The following is a 19,599-nucleotide window of genomic DNA, read 5'->3' on the forward strand; positions in this document are numbered from 1 at the left end:
CCTTTTAGATCTTTAAGCATGCCTGATAATCCTGTACGTCCTGTCGATTCGAATGCGGAGCAAGGCCACACTGCGCACCCACACGCAGCCATCGAGGTACGCGGCCTCGCCAAGCGTGTGGCCGATGCCAGCGGCGAGCTGACTATACTCCATCCCCTCGATTTTACCGTGCAAAAGGCCGAAACGCTGGCGATAGTGGGTGCTTCCGGCTCAGGCAAGTCTACTTTACTGGGCCTGCTGGCAGGACTCGATACACCCAGCGCGGGCACGGTGCTGATCGACGGGGTGGACATCTATGGCCTAGACGAGGACGGGCGCGCCTTGCTGCGCAAGGAGAGACTGGGTTTTGTGTTCCAGTCCTTCCAGCTACTGGCCCATTTGACGGCGCTGGAAAACGTCATGCTGCCGCTGGAACTACGCGGGATTGCCAATGCCAGAGCGCGGGCCGAGGCCATGCTGGAACGCGTCGGGCTGGCCAGCCGCTTGCGCCATTATCCCAAATATCTGTCCGGGGGCGAGCAGCAGCGCGTGGCACTGGCACGGGCTTTCGTCACTGAGCCGCCGTTGCTGTTTGCCGACGAACCTACCGGCAGCCTGGACGCAACCACGGGAGAATCCGTGATCGCGCTGATGTTCGAGCTGAATCGCCAGCACGGTTCGACACTGGTGCTGGTCACCCACGACCAGAGCATGGCGGCGCGCTGCGACCGCACCCTGACTATCGCAGCGGGGCGGCTGGTCTAGTTAGCGTGATGCGCCACCATGCGGTTGATGGCGGTGCGTATGGCTGGTATCAGCTCGCTGGCGGTCAGGCCGATGGCGTTGCCGCTTTCCGCTACCAGTACGTCGGCTGCCATGCCGTGCAGCCAGACGGCCGCAAGTGCGGCCTGCCATTGCGGCCAGCCTTGCGCGAGCAGGCTGCCGCATAAACCGGCCAGCACATCACCCGTGCCTGCCGTGGCCAGCGCCGCATTGCCGGTGCTGTTGATCACAGCATCGCCAGCCGGATGGGCGATCACCGTGCCCGAACCTTTGAGTATGACGATGGCCTGATAGCGCGCGGCAAGCTGGCGCGCCGAGCGTATCCGGTCGGCCTGTATCTCGCCTATGCTGACGCCCGCAAGTCGGGCTGCTTCCAGCGGATGCGGGGTCAGCACGGCTGGCCGCGTACGTACGCGCAGTGCCTGCTGCAGCGCGCCATCGCTTGCCAGCAAATTGAGGGCATCGGCATCGAGCAGTAGCGGCGTGTCGGCAGCGATGGCTTGTTCCAGTAGCTGGCGGGCGTGGGCTGAACTGCCCAGCCCCGGCCCTGCAACCACCGTCGAACTAGCGTAATCGTAGCCGGCCGCCGCGCGGCACATCAGTTCCGGCTGGCTTGCGTCATAGGGGAGAGCAGTGCCTGCGAACAGGGCGTAGACACGCCCGGCGCCCGCGTGCAAGGCCGCACGCGCTGCCAGTATCGGTGCGCCGCACATGCCTTCCGCACCGCCGACCACGGCCACGTTGCCGTAACTGCCTTTGTGGCTGTTCTGGCGGCGATTGCGCAAGTGACGCGCAAAGTAGGCCACGTCGTTCAGATGCAGGCGTGCAGGCGGCACCAGCTCGCAATCGATATCGAGGCTGGCCACATCTACCAGCCCGGCATAGTCGCGCCCATCGGCAGTATGCAGCCCGGGCTTGTTGGCGATGAAGGTCAGCGTGTGGCTAGCGCGCAGCGCGATGCCTTGCGCGCCGACTACCTGGCCCGTATCGGCATCGAGCCCGCTGGGTACATCGAGCGCCAGTATCTGGCAGCGCAGTGTATTGACTTGCTCTACCAGCTCACGGATGGTGCCGGCCAGCGGCCGTTGCAGGCCGATGCCGAATAGGCCGTCGATCACCAGCGACCATGGGTGGCTGCCCACCAGTTCCGTCGTGTAGTCAGCGAACAAGGCATCGCAGGACAGTGCCCGCTGTAGCGCGGCCTGGCGCTCGGGCGAGCTATCACCGGGTGGTGCGTAATGGATCACGCTGACGCGCGCACCGGCAAACGCGAGGTGGGCGGCTGCCTCGAGCGCGTCGCCGCCGTTGTTGCCGGGGCCGGCCAGTACCAGCACGCGCGCGCCGGAGGCGGCTGCAGGCAGCAGGTCCAGTGCAGCATTGGCAGCGGCCTGGCCGGCGCGCTGCATCAGTACGCCGGGCGGCAGGGCGGCAGCAGCAGCCTGCTCGATGGCGCGGATTTCAGCGACGGTATAGAGTGGATTCATGCTGCAATTCTAGCATCGAAATTATATGCTTTCGGCCGCGCACGGGAGCTGCTACTGCTACTACAATAAGCGCTTATTTTGATCGTCGTGAGGCAGGTATGGATTGGCAGTTCTGGATAGATCGTGGCGGCACGTTTACGGACATCGTGGCGAAGATGCCCGATAACCGCTTGCGCACACTGAAGCTGCTGTCGGAAAATCCCGAACACTACGCCGATGCCGCCGTGGCCGGCATACGCCAGCTGATGGGCGTGGCGGCTGGCCAGGCCGTGCCGGTCGGGCAGATTGCGGCCGTCAAGATGGGCACCACGGTGGCCACCAACGCGCTACTGGAGCGCAAGGGCGAACCTACCGCGCTGGCGATTACGCGCGGTTTTGGCGACGCCTTGCGCATCGCCTACCAGAACCGTCCGCGCCTGTTCGACCGTCATATCGTGCTGCCCGAACTGCTGTATCAGCGCGTGATCGAAATCGACGAACGCATGGGCGCCCATGGCGAGACCGTGCAGGCGCTTGATCTGGTACAGGCCAGGGCAGGGCTGCAGGCGGCCTATGACGATGGCCTGCGTTCACTGGCTATCATCTTCATGCATGGGTACCGCTACACCGAGCACGAAGCGCAGGTGGCAGCACTGGCGCGAGAAATCGGTTTTAGCCAGATATCCGTATCACATCAGGTCAGCCCCATGATGAAGCTGGTGGCACGCGGTGATACCACGGTGGTCGATGCCTATTTGTCGCCGATACTGCGGCGCTATGTCGATCTGGTGGCGCAGCAACTGCCCGGGGTGAATCTGCAGTTCATGCAATCGAACGGCGGCCTGACGGATGCGCGGGCGTTTCAGGGCAAGGACAGCATACTCAGTGGCCCGGCCGGCGGCATCGTCGGTATGGTCAGGGCCAGCCAGCTAGCCGGTTTCGATAAGGTCATCGGTTTCGATATGGGTGGCACATCGACCGATGTGTCGCATTTCTCGGGCGAGTTCGAGCGCGTATTCGAAACCCAGGTGGCCGGCGTGCGCATGCGCGCGCCCATGATGAGCATTCATACGGTGGCCGCTGGTGGCGGTTCGATTCTGCATTTCGATGGCAGCCGCTATCGCGTAGGTCCCGACAGTGCCGGCGCCAATCCGGGACCGGCCAGTTACCGGCGCGGCGGCCCGCTGGCCGTCACGGACTGCAACGTCATGCTGGGCAAGATACAGCCGCGCTTCTTCCCCCATCTGTTCGGTGCTGATGGCAAGCAGGCGCTCGATACGGCGGCCGTGCGTGCGCGCTTTAGCGCCATGGCGGAGGAGATTGCCAGTGCGACCGGGCGCGCAACCAGTGCCGAGCAGGTGGCCGAAGGCTTCCTCGATATCGCAGTCGGCAATATGGCCAATGCCATCAAGCAGATATCGGTGCAGCGCGGTCACGACGTCACCGAATATGTGCTGACCAGTTTTGGCGGCGCCGGCGGACAGCACGCCTGTCTGGTGGCCGATGCGCTGGGCATGAAGACGGTGTTCGTGCATGCGCTCGCTGGCGTGATGTCGGCCTATGGCATGGGACTGGCCGACCAGAGCGCGATGCGCGAAGCGGCGGTGGAGATCAGGCTGGCGCAGGATGCGCTGGAACAGGTGGCGCAGCGCCTTGAACAACTGGGCGCGCAGGCCACGGCTGATCTGCAGGCGCAGGGTGTGGCGCACGAGCGTATCAGCCTGATGCGCCGTGTGCACCTGCGCTACGAAGGGACGGACAGTGCGCTGATCGTGCTGTTCGATACGCTGGACAGCATGCAGGCCCAGTTCGAAGCGGCCTACCGCAAGCGCTATTCCTTCCTGATGCCGGCGCGTGGTCTGATCGTGGAAGCCGTTTCGGTGGAGGCCATAGGCAAATCCGATGCGCCTGCCGAATCGGTGGAGCCGGCGCCACGCCGCATGACAGGCCTGCTGCCGCAGGCCGTGGTGCCCATGTACACGGGGGGTAAATGGTGCCAGACCAGCCTGTATTCGCGCGAACACACCCGCATCGGCGATCTGATCAAAGGGCCGGCCATCATCGCCGAGCAGAACTCCACCACTATTGTGGAAGCAGGCTGGCAGGCCGAAGTCACGCCGCACGATCATCTGGTGCTGCGGCGTATCGCGGCGCTGCCCGAGCGGCGCGCCATCGGTACCAGCGCCGATCCCGTGATGCTGGAAATCTTCAATAATCTGTTCATGTCCATTGCCGAGCAGATGGGTTTGCGGCTGCAGAATACCGCGTATTCGGTCAACATCAAGGAACGGCTGGACTTCAGTTGCGCCATCTTCGACGCCGACGGCAATCTGATCGCCAATGCACCGCACATGCCTGTGCATCTGGGCTCCATGGGCGAGAGCATCAAGACCGTGATGCGCGAAAACGCGGGCCAAATGCAGGCCGGCGATGTGTACATGCTCAATGATCCTTACAACGGCGGCACCCATCTGCCCGACGTGACGGTGATTACGCCAGTGTTCGATGAAGCGGGTAGTACGCTGCTGTTCTACGTGGGTTCGCGCGGCCACCACGCCGACATCGGCGGCACCACGCCCGGTTCCATGCCGCCTGATTCGCGCGTGATCGAGGACGAGGGTGTGCTGATCAATAACTTCAAACTGGTCGATGGCGCGGCGGGTGGCCGTTTGCGCGAAGAAGAAACCCGCGCGCTGCTGGCCTCAGCGCGCCATCCAGCGCGCAATCCTGACCAGAACATGGCCGATCTGCGCGCGCAGGTGGCGGCCAACCAGAAGGGTGTGGAAGAGCTGCGCAAGATGGTGGCGCACTTCGGGCTGGAAGTGGTGCAAGCCTATATGGGCCATGTGCAGGACAATGCCGAGGAGGCTGTGCGGCGCGTGATCAGCGCACTGCAGGATGGCAGCTATACGCTGGAACTGGACAATGGCGCACGCATACAGGTGGCGATTCGCGTCAATCAGGCCGAACGCAGCGCTGAAATCGACTTTGCCGGCACGTCGGCACAACTGGACAACAATTTCAATGCGCCTTCCGCCGTGTGCATGGCGGCCGTGCTGTATGTGTTCCGTACGCTGGTCAATGACGATATTCCGCTCAATGCGGGCTGTCTGAAGCCGCTCAAGGTCAGCATACCGGCCGGATCCATGCTCAATCCCCACTATCCGGCCTCGGTGGTATCGGGCAATGTGGAGACTTCGACCTGCATCACCAACGCGCTGTATGGTGCACTCGGCGTGATGGCCGCGGCGCAGGGCACCATGAATAACTTCACTTTCGGGAATGCGCGCTACCAGTATTACGAGACCATCAGCGGCGGCTCCGGCGCCGGGCCCGGCTTCGACGGCACCAGCGTGGTCCAGACCAATATGACCAACTCGCGCCTGACCGATCCTGAAATCCTCGAATTCCGTTTCCCGGTGCGGCTGGAGAGCTACACCATACGGCGCGGCAGCGGCGGAGCAGGGCGCTGGCACGGCGGCGATGGCGGCGTACGCAAGGTACGCTTCCTCGAAGCCATGACGGCGGCCATCCTGTCGAATAACCGTGTGTATGCACCGTTCGGTATGGCGGGCGGCAGCGCGGGCGCGTGCGGTTTGAATAGCGTGGTAAGGGTTGACGGCACAGTGGAGCACTTGCCGCATATCGGCAAGGCCGATATGCGGGCTGGTGACATGTTTGTGATCGAAACGCCGGGTGGTGGCGGCTACGGTGCGGCTGCTAGCGAGTAGATCGCGCCAGCGCTGGGTGGGGCTGGCGCCAGTTTTTGCTACCCCGGGTACTGTCTGGCGATACCCGGCCGCGCTGCCTTGATGCTGCAGAGTTGCGCGCGTACAGTCATGGCTTCACTAAATGACACTAGCGGAGAAGACTGTGCGTACGCTTACCCGATTACTGCGCGCCGGCGCCCAGACCCATGCTGCCATCCAGTCGGCGGCGGCTTTATGCGCTCTGTACTTTATCTCGTGGTACCTGATCGCCTACTGGTCTAACATCCCCGGCTCGCTGATGCTCTGATTCCACCAGCGCGGAAATCCCGTATTTACGCTGGGTGTGGGCAAACTGGGCTTCCAGCTGGGCCAGTGCAGCGTGATGGGGATCGAGCAGGCGCATGCGTCCCAGCAGGGTAGCGCAATGTTTGCCTAGCTGGGCTTCCCAGCCCAGATCTTCCAATTGTTTCAGTATGGCCGAGGTGGCCGCCAGTGCCAGCGACATATTGGCTGGTGCCTTGCGCAGGCCGGCATTGAGCGTATCGACGGCGGCGCGCAGATCGCCCTGACTGCGCTGCTCCGAGGCGTGCTCTATCAGTTCGTCCACCTGATGCTTGATTTCCTTGCTCATGCCTTCGGCCAGATCATGGCGGCCGGCTTTCTCGAACACCTGCACGGCATCGTCCATGGACACGCCGCTATCCGTATCGTTCATCAGGTTGATCATCAGCTCGGAGGCTTGCGCATCCAGTTCGGCATTCAGGCAGCTATGCACTACGCCGACCTTGAGCTCGGTCGACAGGCCGCGGCTGACGGTAATTGCACTGACGGCATTGGTAAATTCGGTGGCCGCGCCTTTGCGGTTGCCCGTCATTTCATGCAGCATGCCGGCAGCCACGGCGCGGCAGGCATCCACATTGGCGCTGCTGCGTAGCGAACGTTCCATATCGCGGATGACGCCGCTGATCTGGCCGGTGTCGCCCTTGGCGACTAGCGTCTTGACCAGCTTGACGTGATCTTCGGGATCGCGGAATTCCGAATATTTGGCCTTGGCCACCACCTGTTTGAAGGCTTTTTCGGCGGCCACCACGTCACCCGTCTCGAGCGCCACTTCGCCCAGATGGCGCAGCCGTCCGACCAGATTGGGCGAAATGGCTACTGCGTCTTCCAGGATTTTCTTGGCGGTTTCCTGTGCGCCCAGCGCTATATGGGTGCGCGCCAGCAAGTCGTAGGCGGACATGAATTTGGGATTGGCCGACAGCAGACCTTCCAGCGTGGCGCAGGCGTCGGCATATTTCTCCTGGGCGAACTGGCAGCGCGCCACGCCCATCTGCGCCCAGGCGATGGCGCGATTGATGACGATGACCTGATAGACCAGCTCCGCTTCGGCGTATTCGCCTCTGCTCATCAGCAGTTCCGCGCGCAGGCGGGCGAAGTCGGTGGCATAGGCCGGATTGGCCGCTTCGCGGCTGCGGCATTCTTCGATGGCTTTGCCGATATTGCCTGCTTCGGCCAACTGGTGCACGGGCAGGAATACGGCGCGGCGGGTGATCGCGCGACGCATGCGTTGCTGCAGCATGTCCACCGTGAATGGCTTGAGCACGTAGTCGGTGGGCGTCAGCTCGGCCGCACCGATGACCTTGCTGTACACGCCTTCCGAGGTCAGCATGATGAAAATGCTCGAGGGTGGCAGCAATTTATGGGCGCGCAAGTCCTCCAGCAGCTGCTGGCCATCCTGGCCATTCTGCTCGCCACTGCCATTGCCCAGATCGTACTCACACAGCACGATATCGAACGGTTTCTTCGCCAATTGCCGGATGGCAGTACCAGAACTGACCGCGTAATCGATCTTGGTGATGCCGGCCTGGGCGAGCATATTGTGCAGGTTGCCGCGCATGCCCGGATTGGGGTCGACGATCAACACTGACAAATCACTATTTTCGGCCATCTTAGCGCATTAAGTTAAAGTTGAATCTAGCATACTCTAAGGCAACCTAAAATGTTACCAAAACACGCTGAAAGCGCCATTTTTGGTCTATATTGGGCCCCGGGAAGGTGAAAAATGTTGCTTTGAAAGCAGTTTTTGTCTGCATTTGGCGCTGTATAGACAGCGTGGTAAAGGGTATAATGCGCGCAAAGGAATTCTGCCACTCAGGTAGTAAGACATCCGTAGTACGACATCAGTAACAATCGTGTCCTCATGCCTCATCGCCCTTTAATCCGCAGCCTTGCTGCATCAACCATCTTCCAACCATGTTGATTCTGCCGGGCTCCAACGCCCTGTCCGCATTCCGTAGCCAACGCCTGTTGACCCAACTGCAAGCTGTGCTGCCTGCCATTGCCGCCGTTCAGGCGCGCTTCGTCCACTTTATCGATGCCTCCGCGCCGCTGTCCGACGACGACAGCCGCCGTCTCGGTGCGCTGCTGACCTACGGTGAGCCAGCCCATCCGGACAACACGGAAGGCGCCGTCGAGGAATTCTTCGTGATTCCGCGTCTGGGCACCATTTCGCCATGGGCCTCGAAAGCGACCGATATCGTGCACAACTGCGGCATGGCCCATGTGAAGCGGGTAGAGCGCGGTATCGCTTACCGCATCAATCTGAAGGCCGGCATACTGGGCAGCAGCATCGGTGCGACCAAGCACCTGAGCGCCGAACAGGCACAGGCTGTGGCAGCGTTGCTGCACGACCGCATGACGGAATCCGTGCTGCGTCATCCGGATGAAGCGGCAGGCCTGTTCCGCACGCTGGAAGCGCGTCCGCTGGAAACCGTGGACGTGATCGGTGCCGGCAAGGCCGCACTCGAAAAAGCCAATACCGACCTCGGTCTGGCCATGTCGGACGATGAAATCGAATATCTGGACGCAGCTTTCACCAAAGCGGGCCGCAACCCGACTGACGTGGAACTGATGATGTTCGCACAGGCTAACAGCGAGCACTGCCGCCATAAGATCTTCAACGCCGACTGGACCATCGACGGCGTGGCCCAGCCTAAATCGCTGTTCGGCATGATCAAGAACACCCACCAACTGCAGCCTAAGGGCACGGTGGTGGCGTACAGCGACAACTCCTCGATCATGGAAGGCGCCGAAGTGATGCGCTTCTTCCCGCAAGGCGAAGTGCACCAGTACGCGCCTGTGACGGAGCTGACCCACACGCTGATGAAAGTGGAAACCCACAACCACCCGACCGCGATTTCGCCATTCCCGGGCGCCTCTACCGGCGCTGGCGGCGAGATCCGCGACGAAGGTGCAACGGGCCGTGGCGCCAAGCCGAAAGCCGGCCTGACCGGCTTCACCGTATCGAATCTGATGCTGCCGGGTGCCGTGCAGGCATGGGAAAACGATGCCAGCGTGACGGGTCCTGTGGCCGATTACCGTGACAGCGGCAAAGCCTACGGCAAGCCTGACCGCATCGCTTCGGCGCTGCAGATCATGATCGAAGGCCCGCTCGGTGGCGCTGCCTTCAGCAACGAATTCGGTCGTCCGGTACTGGGCGGCTACTTCCGTACCTACGAGCAGAACATCGGCAAGCAGTTCGCCGGCGCGCACGATACCGTGATGGGTTACCACAAGCCGATCATGATTGCGGGTGGTATCGGCAATATCTCGGCCCAGCACACCCACAAGAACGATATCCCGGTCGGCAGCCTGTTGGTGCAGCTGGGTGGACCGGGCATGCGCATCGGTATGGGCGGTTCGGCTGCGTCGTCGATGGCGACCGGTACCAACACGGCCGATCTGGACTTCGACTCGGTACAGCGCGGCAATCCGGAAATGGAACGCCGTGCCCAGGAAGTGATCAATAGCTGCTGGCAGCTGGGTCCCAAGAATCCGATCATCTCCATCCACGACGTGGGTGCCGGTGGTCTGTCGAATGCCTTCCCTGAAATTACCAACGACGCCAAGCGCGGTGCGATCTTCGATCTGCGCAAGATTCCGCTCGAAGAAAGCGGCATGGCACCGAAAGAGATCTGGTCCAACGAATCGCAGGAACGTTATGTACTGGCGATTGCACCGGAAAGTCTGGAGCTGTTCCAAGGCCTGTGCGAGCGTGAGCGCTGCCTGTTCGCCGTGGTTGGTACGGCCACGGAAGAGCGCCAGCTCAAGCTGATCGATCCGGAACTGGGCAACTCGCCCGTCGATATGCCGATGGAAGTCCTGCTCGGCAAACCGCCGAAAATGCAGCGCGATGTACACCATGTGCAGAACGATTTCCCAGCCATCGACCTGACCGGCATGGATCTGGAAGAAGTGGCCAAGCGCGTGCTGCTGCTGCCTACCGTGGGCGACAAGTCCTTCCTGATCACCATCGGTGACCGTAGCGTGGGCGGCATGTCCGTGCGCGACCAGATGGTCGGTCCATGGCAGGTGCCGGTGGCTGATTGCGCCGTCACGGCCATGAGTTTCGAAGGCTACAAGGGCGAAGCCATGGCCATGGGCGAGCGTACCCCGCTGGCCGTGATCGACGCTGCGGCTTCGGGCCGTATGGCCGTGGCGGAAGCCGTGACCAATATCGCTGCTGCACCGATCAACGATATTTCCGACATCAAGCTGTCGGCCAACTGGATGGCGGCCTGCGGCCAGCCCGGCCAGGATGCAGCGCTGTACGACACGGTGAAAGCCGTGGGTATGGAACTGTGCCCGGCACTGGGCATCTCCATCCCGGTCGGTAAAGATTCGCTGTCGATGCGCACCACCTGGAAAGACGAAGGCGAGAGCAAGGCGGTGACTTCGCCGGTATCGCTGATCGTGTCCTCGTTCGCGCCAGTGTACGACGTACGCAAATCGCTGACCCCGCAGATCCGCACCGACCTCGGTGATACCTCCATCATCCTGATCGATCTGGGCCGCGGCAAGAACCGTATGGGCGCGTCGGCACTGTCGCTGGTCATGGGCCAGCTCGGCAATGAAACGCCGGACGTGGACAGCCCGGAAGATCTGAAAGGCTTCTTCGCCGCCATCCAGCAACTGAACAAGGAAGACAAGCTGCTGGCCTACCACGACCGTTCTGACGGTGGCCTGTACGGCACGCTGACGGAAATGGCGTTCGCTGGCCGTGCCGGCCTGTCGATCAATCTCGACATCCTGACGCTGGATCAGGGCCATGGTGCCGATCAGGGCGATGCCAAGAACTGGGCTGGCCAGATCGCCGAGCGCCGCAACGAGCAGACCCTGCGTGCGCTGTTCTCGGAAGAACTGGGTGCGGTAATTCAGGTACGCGCCGAAGAGAAGTCGCTGGTGATGGATGTGCTGCGCAGCTACAACCTCGGCGCCTGCAGCCACATCATCGGTAAGCCTAACGACCGTGGCGTGATCGAGTTCACGCGCGATGCCAAGACCATCTACGCGCAGCCACGCTCGGCGCTGCACCGTCTGTGGAGCGAGACCAGCTGGCGTATCGCGCGTCTGCGCGACAATCCGGCCTGCGCCGATGCCGAATACGACCGTCTGCTCGACGAAACCGATCCGGGCATGACCCCGCGTATCACTTTCGATCTGAGCGAAAACGTGGCTGCGCCATTCCTCGCTACCGGCGTGCGTCCACGCGTGGCTATCCTGCGCGAGCAGGGCGTCAACTCGCATATCGAAACGGCTTACGTGATGCACCAGGCAGGCTTCACGGCGGTCGACGTGCACATGAGCGACCTGATTGCGGGCCGCGTCAAGCTCGATGACTTCCAGGGCATCATCGCCGTTGGCGGCTTCTCCTACGGCGACGTGCTCGGTGCAGGCGAAGGCTGGGCCAAGACCATCCTGTTCAACAACGCACTGTCCGACCAGTTCGCGCGCTTCTTTGCCCGTACCGACAGCTTCGGTCTGGGCGTCTGCAACGGCTGTCAGATGATGAGCAATCTGAAGTCCATCATTCCGGGCGCGCATGCGTGGCCTAAGTTCACCACCAACAAGTCGGAGAAATTCGAAGCCCGCTTCGCCATGGTAGAAGTGCTGGATTCGCCGTCGATCTTCTTCAGCGGCATGGCTGGCACGCAGACGGCCATCGCCATCGCCCACGGCGAAGGCTATGCCGACTTCAGCCAGACCGGCGACATCACGCAGGCCGTGGCCGCCATGCGCTACATCGACAACCGTGGCGCGGCGACGGAAGCCTATCCGTACAACCCTAACGGTTCGCCGCAGGGGCTGACGTCGGTGACCACGGCCGATGGCCGCTTCACGGTGATGATGCCGCACGCCGAACGCGTATTCCGCACCGTGCAGCAATCGTGGCATCCGGACGCATGGGGCGAGGATTCGCCATGGATGCGCATGTTCCGCAACGCCCGCAAGTTCGTCGGCTAAGCCGCGTTCCTGCAAAAAAAGCCGGCATCGCCGGCTTTTTTTTCGAGCTGCAGACGGCACACTTTTGATTTGCGGTTTTGCTCTGCTATGATTGTGGTCAAAAATATACCAATAGGGGGGAATAGTGCAGTACAAATCAATAATAGGCCTAGGAGCGGCCAGCCTGATGTTGCTTGCCTGTGGTGGCAATGACCCATCTACCGTAAGCGTTGCACCCATTGTGCAGCACGGCAGGGTCGCACAAGGGGCGGCCACGGCGGCAGATTATAGCGATTTGCTGCAGCGTATCTACGTAGCCTATTTCGGCCGGCCCAGTGATCCGGCAGGGCTGGCGTTCTGGACCAAGCAATATCTTGCAGCAGGGCTGCCGAGTACACTGAGCGGGCTGGTGCAAACCTATACCACGACACCTGCAGCGCGGCCATTGGTCGACATGTTTGGCACCAGTCAGGAGTCACAGGACTTGTACGGCGGCGACAATGACGCGTTTATTACCGCCATCTACCTGAATATGTTTGGTCGCCAACCGGATGCAGCCGGTAAGGCCTATTGGTTAAATCTGATCAATACCGGTGCAGTAACGCGCCCGATCGCGGCACTGTCCATTATGGCGGGCGCCCAGGCGGCAGATGGGCAGATCATCGAAAACAAGATCAAGGTGGCCAGTAACTTTACGACCGCTTTGAATAGTCCAGAACGCAATGCCGCCTATGATGGACTGGATGCGAATGTTGTCGTGCGTAAGCTGCTCAATACGGTCAATGCAACGACGAATGTGACGGCATTCCAAACTAGCCTGGACGATACGATAGCTGCGCTGGTCACTACGAAGGCGGCCAATACGCCAGTAGATCCTGCCACGCCGCTGACTTCCGGGCCCGCGCTTGTTACCCTCGCCGAAAACGTCGACAATCCCGCTTTCGGGTTGACCAAGAATGGTGAATTATGGGGCTGGGGTGATAGCTATTCCGGGATGTTCGGTGACGGTCAGCTTAACAGCACGCACTATCAGCCCATTTTGATCGGCACCGGCTATGCCAGTATTAGTACGGCCAAAGGAGGCGGGAACACCAGTGCCATCAAGTTGGACGGAACCCTGTTGAGCTGGGGTACTAATTCGCACTACGAACTGGGGGACGGCACTACCATCAACCGCACTATACCTACCCAGATCGGGTCGGGTTACAAAAGTGTCTCGACAGGCTATGGCTGTTCGTATGGTATTAAGAACGATACCTCTTTATGGGCCTGGGGCTTTTCCTGTGGGAGTAATACCACCTACTCCGTTCCGAAGATGATAGGAACGGGGTTTAGCTCGGTAGCTTCGGACGCTTACGGCATGGTGGGTATTAAGACGGATGGCACCTTATATGCTTGGGGCAGTAATAATCACGGCCGTATCCAGACCACGGGTTATACAGGGAATAATTACAAGTACGTGTTCGATGTGCCGACTGCGATAGGCAGCAATTTCAAAGCCGTTACACATACCAATAATGCTACGATAGCGCTCAAGGCAGATGGTACGTTATGGGGCTGGGGTAATCAGTATTGGGGCGAAGTGGGGAACGGTGTCAAGAATCCTGCTGGTGATCTGTATCTCCATACGCCAGTTCAAATAGGTCAGGGCTACACCGCGATTTCGGGGGGGCACCGCTACGTGATCGCCTTAAAAGGGGACGGTAGCCTGTGGAGTTGGGGACACTTGGCATTGACGGATTCAAACACCAGTGGCGACAGTAGTACACCGAAGCAGATCGGTAGTGGTTTTGTGAAGATTTTCGCTGGACCGTTCCGCGCGTATGCCATGAAAGCGGATGGCAGCCTATGGGCATGGGGCGAATTCCGCGCCGGTGGCTTTAACTCATCTTCGACTTTCTCGACTACACCAGTCCGGATCAATTGAGACCTGCAGCTGGGCTGCTGCAGGTCTGCTGTGGATATACAGCGTGAACCGGACCTTACAGATGCTTGCGGGCTTCGCGGTAGCTGAGCGGAGCGAGCGTTTGCCTGTGCTCGGCGCTGAATCGGCGCACGGCATCGGCATCGTGGCGAGCATAGTCGCGCAGGGCCCAGCCTATGGCTTTTTGGATGAAGAATTCCTGCTCATGGGCGCACTGCAGTGCATAACGGAATAGGCGCTCGCAATCTGCCCTGTCGCGCCAGCCTAGCTGGTGCAACAGGGCGATGCGGCGCACCCAAAAATTCTCATGGGTGATGGCGTCATCCATGCCCTCATGCTGGTAACGCAGCACGTCGCCGATCACACCGGCCAAGCCGTCCACGCTATCCCACCACGAACGTTGCTGCACCAGTTGCAGCAGGGCGGGCAAGTGGCTGCTATCGAGCTGCTTCCAGTGCAGCGCCAGCAGATCGATGGCGACATACTGAAATTCCCGTTCCGGCTGCTGCCACAGGGCGCGCGCCAGTTCCAGCAAGGTCGCTGCGGGCTGTCCTTTCAGCATCGCCAGTATGGGCTTGCAGGCGGATCGTCGCTGAGGCGTGCGCACGCCGAGAAATGCGAACTGGTCGCGCATATAGGCGCGCATGGCTGGTGCCTGTTCGGCTTCGGCGGCAGCGAGCAGGGTGGTGCGCAGGGTGGTTAGCGTGTCGTTCATCATGGCATTTGAGCAGGCAATAAAAAAGCGCCCCGTGAGGCGCTTTGGTTTTACCGTATAAACGGTTTACTGAATTTTGGCCTTGGCCATCAGCTCTTCACGCAGTGCGGCGATTTTACGCTGTTGCATGGCTTCGTTGATCTGGCCTTTGACTTCTTCGAACGATGGCAGTTTCACTGCGCGCGATTCTTCCATCTTGATGACGTGGAAACCGAACTCGGTTTTTACCGGAGTCTGGGTGATTTCGCCGTTTTTCAGAGCCACCATGGCGTCAGCGAAAGGCTTGACCAGTTTGCCCGGAGTCATCCAGCCCAGATCGCCGCCGTTGTTAGCCGAACCGTCTTTCGATACTTTGGCCAGTTCTTCGAACTTGCCGCCGTTTTTCAGCTTGGCGATGATGTCTTTGGCTTCCTGTTCGGTGCCCACCAGGATGTGACGCGAGTGGTATTCTTTTTCACCCATGGCCGACTTGTACTTGTCGTACTCGGCCTTCATGTCGGCTTCCTTGACAGGGTTCTTTTTCAGGTAGTCGGCCAGCATGGCGTTGATGATGATGCTCTGACGGGCATTCTCGATGGCGGCTTTGACTTCAGCCTTGGTACCGAAACCTTGCTTGTCCGCTTCCTGGATCAGCACTTCGCGGCCGATCAGGTCTTTCTTGATCATTTCGCGCAGTTGCGGGCTGTCTGGCTGCTGGCCCTGGGCCACCACCTGTTTGACCACCTGATCTACCTTGGACGCTGGAATGGCCTTGCCATTCACGGTCGCTACGTTTTGCGCGAAGACTGGCGCTGCAGCAACAGCGATCAGGGCTAACATCATGCGGGTTGGCTTCAACATCATTATTAAATCCTATAAAAAAACAAGAAATCGCACTCGGCGGTGCATGGTACCAACGCTAAATCAAAAACGGCGCCCCGCAGGGCGCCGCCTAGTGCAACATTACTGCACTTTTGCTTTCTTGACCAGTTCTTCCTGATAGGCTTGAACTTTCTTCTGTGCCAGAGCTTCAGCAACCTGTGGTTTGACTTCTTCCAGAGTAGGCAGCTTGGCAGCGCGGATGTCGTCCACTTTGATCACGTGGAAGCCGTTAGGCGTTTGCACTGGCTTCTCGGTAACCTGGCCTTTTTGCAGCGCTACGAAAGCGGCCGAGAAGGCTGGCGGGAAGGCAGCAGGCACTGCCCAGTCCAGATCGCCGCCGTTGGCAGCCGAACCGGTGTCTTTCGAGTTTTTGGCCAGTTCTTCGAACTTGGCGCCGCCTTTGATCTTGGCGATCACGTCATTGGCTTCGGCTTCGGTGGCCATCATGATGTGGCGTACGTGGTATTCCTTGTCGCCGTTCTGGGCCACGAAGCGGTCGTATTCGGCTTTGATGTCGGCATCGGTGACCGGGTTTTTCTTAATGTAGTCGCCTACCAGTGCGTTGATGATGATGGCTTGACGGGCGTTCTCTACCTGGGCTTTGACTGCGGCGTCTTTGGCGAAGCCCTGTTTTTCCGCTTCCTGCATCAGCACTTCGCGGCCGATCAGGTCTTTCTTGATCAGTTCGCGCAGCTGTGGCGAATCTGGCTGCTGGCCTTGTGCAACAACTTGCTTGACCACGGCGTCCACGCGCGAGGTCGGGATAGCTTTGCCATTAACAACGGCAACGTTCTGTGCGAAAGCAGGTACGGCGATAACGGCGAGAAGTGCAATCAGCAACTTGGCTGGCTTGAAAGTCATTATTTATTCCTGTAAGGGGAAAGATTAAGCGGAGTGCTAGGCAGGGAGTTGGATCAGCTATTTGTTGTTCTGTTCAATTATTTTGCAACGAATAGGCCAGCGCCCATACCTCGCGTTACATCATACTTCGGACGGTGCCAATGCAGTAATGGCTAATGCATGTATTTCTTTATGCATCATATCGTGCACAGAATCATACACGAGTCGATGTCTTGTGACGAGTTTGAGCCCCTCAAATTGTAACGAAACAATTCTGACGTTGTAATGGCCACCGCCCGAGGCGGCACCGGCATGGCCGGCGTGCAGCGCGGAATCGTCTTCCAGCACCAGTTCCTGCGGCTGCAGGGCCGCTTGCATGCGGCTGCGCATGCGTTCGAGTCGGGTATCACTCATGCCTGATCCTTTATGTGGCGCGACAGATAGATGGTCTGTGCCACGATGAACACAAACATGATGGCCGTAGAGCCGAAAGCCTTGAAACTGACCCACGAGCTGGTATCGCCCTTGAACAGGACAAAGGCCAGATACCAGTTGAGGAAGCCCATTGCAGTGAAGAAACAAATCCATGCCAGATTCAGGCGCGACCAGATCAGGTCGGGCAGTTCGACGATTTCTTCCATGGACTTGCGCATCAAATTCTTTTTGAATACCAGTTCGCTCACCAGCAGGCCGGAAGCGAAGAACCAGTAGACGATGCTGAGTTTCCATTTAATGAAGTCTTCATCATGCAGGTAGATGGTCAGGCCGCCGAAGAAGATGAACATGGCCAGCGAGAACCACAGCACGAAATCGACCTTGCGGCCCTGCAGTTTGATATAGCCGATCTGCGCCATGGTGGCGAGTATGCCGATCAGTGTGGCGATCACGATGGGAGCCTGATCGGGCGTGACGGAGCCGCCCGAGACGATGCCGCTCAGATAGGTGTTGATGAAGTGCTGGGCCGCTTCGGCATTCCATCCCGATAATTTATATGCTGCGAAAAACAGTATCAGGGGAATCAGATCAAACAGGAATTTCATGGTGTCTCGGTTATTGTGGGTCGAAGCGTAAGGAAGCAGAGTTAATACAGTAGCGCAAACCGGTAGGCGGCGGGCCATCCGGGAAAACATGGCCCAGATGGGCGTCGCACACGGCGCACAGGATTTCGGTGCGCAGCATACCATGGGAACGGTCGACTTTTTCGATCACGTGGCGCGGATCAATGGCTTCGAAATAGCTGGGCCAGCCGCAGCCGGAATCGAATTTGGCGTCGGAACGGAACAGCGACGTGTCGCAGCAGACGCAGGTGTACACGCCGGCAGCGTGGTGGTCCCAGAATTTGCCCGTGAAGGCGCGTTCCGTTGCGGCGTGGCGGGTGACCTGATATTCCATAGGTTCTAGCATGGCACGCCATTCGGCGTCGGTACGGATGACTTTATCTTGCATGGCTTATCACTCGCTTAAAAGTGGGGTGCTAGGATGAGCAGCTTACCTCAAGATGGCTGGCCCAGTCGGGTGGCAATGCGGCATACGCCGCATGTTCCGGTTGTTCGTCGTAAGGGTGGCGTAAAACTGACAGCAGGCGGTGAATTTCGCTGAAATCCTTATTCTGCGCCTTTTCGATGGCGACTTGCGCCAGATAGTTACGCAGCACGTATTTCGGGTTGACACGGTTCATCGCGGCCGCACGCTCCCCATCATCAGCTGCTTCGTGCTGCAGGCGGCTGCGGTACTGCGCCGCCCAACGATCGAACGCCTCTCTATCGATGAACAGGTCGCGCACGGCGCTGTCGCCGCTGGTATCGGCGCGCTTTAGCTGGGACAACTGGCGGAAGAACAGGGTGAAGTCGACGGCATTGGCTTCCATCACGCCGAACATGGCATCGAACAGGGCACGGTCTGCCTCGGCATGTTCAGGCAATTGGCTCAGGCCCAGTTTGGCATGCAGCAGCCGTTCCATCTCCGCCGCGAACACGGGCTGGTAGCGGTCCAGTGCGCCTTGCGCCAGCGGTACGTCGTCGATCAGCGGCATCAGCGCCTGCGCCAGTGCGTAGCAATTCCAGTGGCCGATTTCGGGCTGGTTGGCATAGCTGTAGCGGCCATGCTGGTCAGTGTGATTGCAGATATGGCCGGGATCGAAGCTTTCCATGAAGCCGAACGGGCCGTAGTCCAGCGTCAGGCCGAGGATGGACATATTGTCGGTATTCATTACGCCATGCATGAAGCCCACGCTTTGCCATTGCGCCATCAGGCGCGCCGTGCGCTCGGTCACTTCCTGCAGCAGCGCAGCATACGGATGCTCGTGCTTCTGCAGCGTGGGGAAGAAGCGCGCGATGACGTAATCGGCCAGGATTTTGAGCTGCTCCGGCTGCTTGCGGTAGTACCAGTGCTCGAACGAACCGAAGCGCACAAAACTGGGTGCCATGCGCACCACCACGGCGGCTGTTTCCACGGTTTCGCGCATCACGCCCTGATCGGAACCGCTCAGCGCCAGCGCACGCGAAGTCGGTATGCCCAGCGCTGCCATGGCTTCCGAGCACAGAAATTCGCGGATGGATGAACGCAGCACGGCGCGGCCGTCGCCCATGCGCGAATAGGGGGTCTGGCCCGCACCTTTCCATTGCAACTCCATGGGGCCGGCAGCGGTGGCAACATCGCCGAGCAGGATGGCGCGGCCATCGCCGAGCTGGCCCGCCCAGACGCCGAACTGGTGGCCCGAATACACGGCCGCCAGCGGGGTGGCGCCTTGCGGCACGGCATTGCCTATCCATACCTGCAGCCCTGCCGCCACCTGCTCGGCGTTCAGGCCTATCAGCTCGGCGGCCTGGTCGCTCACCGCCACCAGATACGGTGCGGGCAAAGGCGTAGGCATCAGCCGGGTATAGAAAGCTGGCGGCAGGGCAGCGTAGGAGTTGTCCAGCGTATGGTCCAGCGGCAGTGGCATGGCAGTCGATTTCCTGTTCGGTAGCGTGGCAGATTGCAGCGTGCGCGATTCTACCGTGTTTGCTGCTGCTGCGTTGCAGCATCGAAAACCATTGACGG

Annotated in this window: 13 protein-coding genes; 4 read left to right on the forward strand and 9 right to left on the reverse strand. The window is 60.0% G+C overall.

The genetic code is table 11. The features are described from left to right. The first annotated feature begins 18 nt into the window (after positions 1-18). Positions 19-744 (forward strand): ABC transporter ATP-binding protein, encoded by a 726-nt coding sequence (locus tag GM655_RS17375; RefSeq protein ID WP_155435950.1) that lies wholly within the window; start codon positions 19-21, stop codon positions 742-744. On the opposite strand, the gene GM655_RS17380 is transcribed toward GM655_RS17375, so the two are convergent. Beyond that, complete coding sequence (locus GM655_RS17380) at positions 741-2,246, reverse strand: NAD(P)H-hydrate dehydratase (protein WP_155435951.1); 1,506 nt, start codon at positions 2,244-2,246, stop codon at positions 741-743. The genes GM655_RS17375 and GM655_RS17380 overlap by 4 nt on opposite strands. A gap of 98 nt (positions 2,247-2,344) precedes the next feature. Between GM655_RS17380 and GM655_RS17385 the strand changes: the two genes are divergently transcribed. Beyond that, positions 2,345-5,956, forward strand: coding sequence for a hydantoinase B/oxoprolinase family protein (locus tag GM655_RS17385; protein WP_155435952.1), 3,612 nt, complete (start codon positions 2,345-2,347; stop codon positions 5,954-5,956). 211 nt (positions 5,957-6,167) lie between these two features. On the opposite strand, the gene GM655_RS17390 is transcribed toward GM655_RS17385, so the two are convergent. Then, positions 6,168-7,883 (reverse strand): response regulator, encoded by a 1,716-nt coding sequence (locus tag GM655_RS17390; RefSeq protein ID WP_155435953.1) that lies wholly within the window; start codon positions 7,881-7,883, stop codon positions 6,168-6,170. Between the two features lie 305 nt (positions 7,884-8,188). Between GM655_RS17390 and purL the strand changes: the two genes are divergently transcribed. Together purL and GM655_RS17400 are read left to right on the forward strand one after the other, a co-directional pair. Then, positions 8,189-12,238, forward strand: a complete 4,050-nt coding sequence (gene purL, locus GM655_RS17395) for a phosphoribosylformylglycinamidine synthase (RefSeq protein WP_155435954.1) — start codon at positions 8,189-8,191, stop codon at positions 12,236-12,238. 166 nt (positions 12,239-12,404) lie between these two features. Then, positions 12,405-14,144, forward strand: coding sequence for a DUF4214 domain-containing protein (locus GM655_RS17400; RefSeq protein ID WP_155435955.1), 1,740 nt, complete (start codon positions 12,405-12,407; stop codon positions 14,142-14,144). Between the two features lie 55 nt (positions 14,145-14,199). Here GM655_RS17400 and GM655_RS17405 read toward each other — a convergent pair whose 3' ends face one another. The 7 genes from GM655_RS17405 to GM655_RS17435 all read right to left on the reverse strand — a co-directional run bounded on the left by GM655_RS17405 (position 14,200) and on the right by GM655_RS17435 (position 19,501). Beyond that, positions 14,200-14,859 carry a DNA alkylation repair protein gene (locus GM655_RS17405; RefSeq protein ID WP_155435956.1) on the reverse strand — a complete coding sequence of 220 codons (660 nt, stop codon included), beginning with the start codon at positions 14,857-14,859 and terminating at the stop codon, positions 14,200-14,202. Between the two features lie 63 nt (positions 14,860-14,922). Continuing rightward, positions 14,923-15,699, reverse strand: a complete 777-nt coding sequence (locus GM655_RS17410) for a peptidylprolyl isomerase (protein ID WP_155435957.1) — start codon at positions 15,697-15,699, stop codon at positions 14,923-14,925. 99 nt (positions 15,700-15,798) lie between these two features. After that, positions 15,799-16,578 carry a peptidylprolyl isomerase gene (locus GM655_RS17415; protein WP_155435958.1) on the reverse strand — a complete coding sequence of 260 codons (780 nt, stop codon included), beginning with the start codon at positions 16,576-16,578 and terminating at the stop codon, positions 15,799-15,801. A gap of 120 nt (positions 16,579-16,698) precedes the next feature. Next, a complete protein-coding gene (locus GM655_RS17420; protein WP_155435959.1) occupies positions 16,699-16,971 on the reverse strand; it encodes a BolA family protein in 273 nt (90 codons plus the stop codon). Beyond that, complete coding sequence (locus GM655_RS17425) at positions 16,968-17,597, reverse strand: septation protein A (RefSeq protein WP_155435960.1); 630 nt, start codon at positions 17,595-17,597, stop codon at positions 16,968-16,970. Before GM655_RS17425 ends, GM655_RS17420 begins: the two co-directional genes overlap by 4 nt. A 10-nt stretch (positions 17,598-17,607) precedes the next feature. Then, on the reverse strand, positions 17,608-18,003 hold the full coding sequence (gene msrB / locus GM655_RS17430) for a peptide-methionine (R)-S-oxide reductase MsrB (RefSeq protein ID WP_155435961.1): 396 nt from the start codon (positions 18,001-18,003) through the stop codon (positions 17,608-17,610). Between the two features lie 28 nt (positions 18,004-18,031). Then, positions 18,032-19,501: a protein adenylyltransferase SelO gene (locus tag GM655_RS17435; protein ID WP_155435962.1), complete on the reverse strand. Its 1,470-nt coding sequence runs from the start codon at positions 19,499-19,501 to the stop codon at positions 18,032-18,034. Positions 19,502-19,599: the final 98 nt, after the last annotated feature.

This window comes from Pseudoduganella danionis, assembly GCF_009720775.1.
In the GTDB taxonomy this organism is placed as follows: domain Bacteria; phylum Pseudomonadota; class Gammaproteobacteria; order Burkholderiales; family Burkholderiaceae_D; genus Rugamonas; species Rugamonas danionis.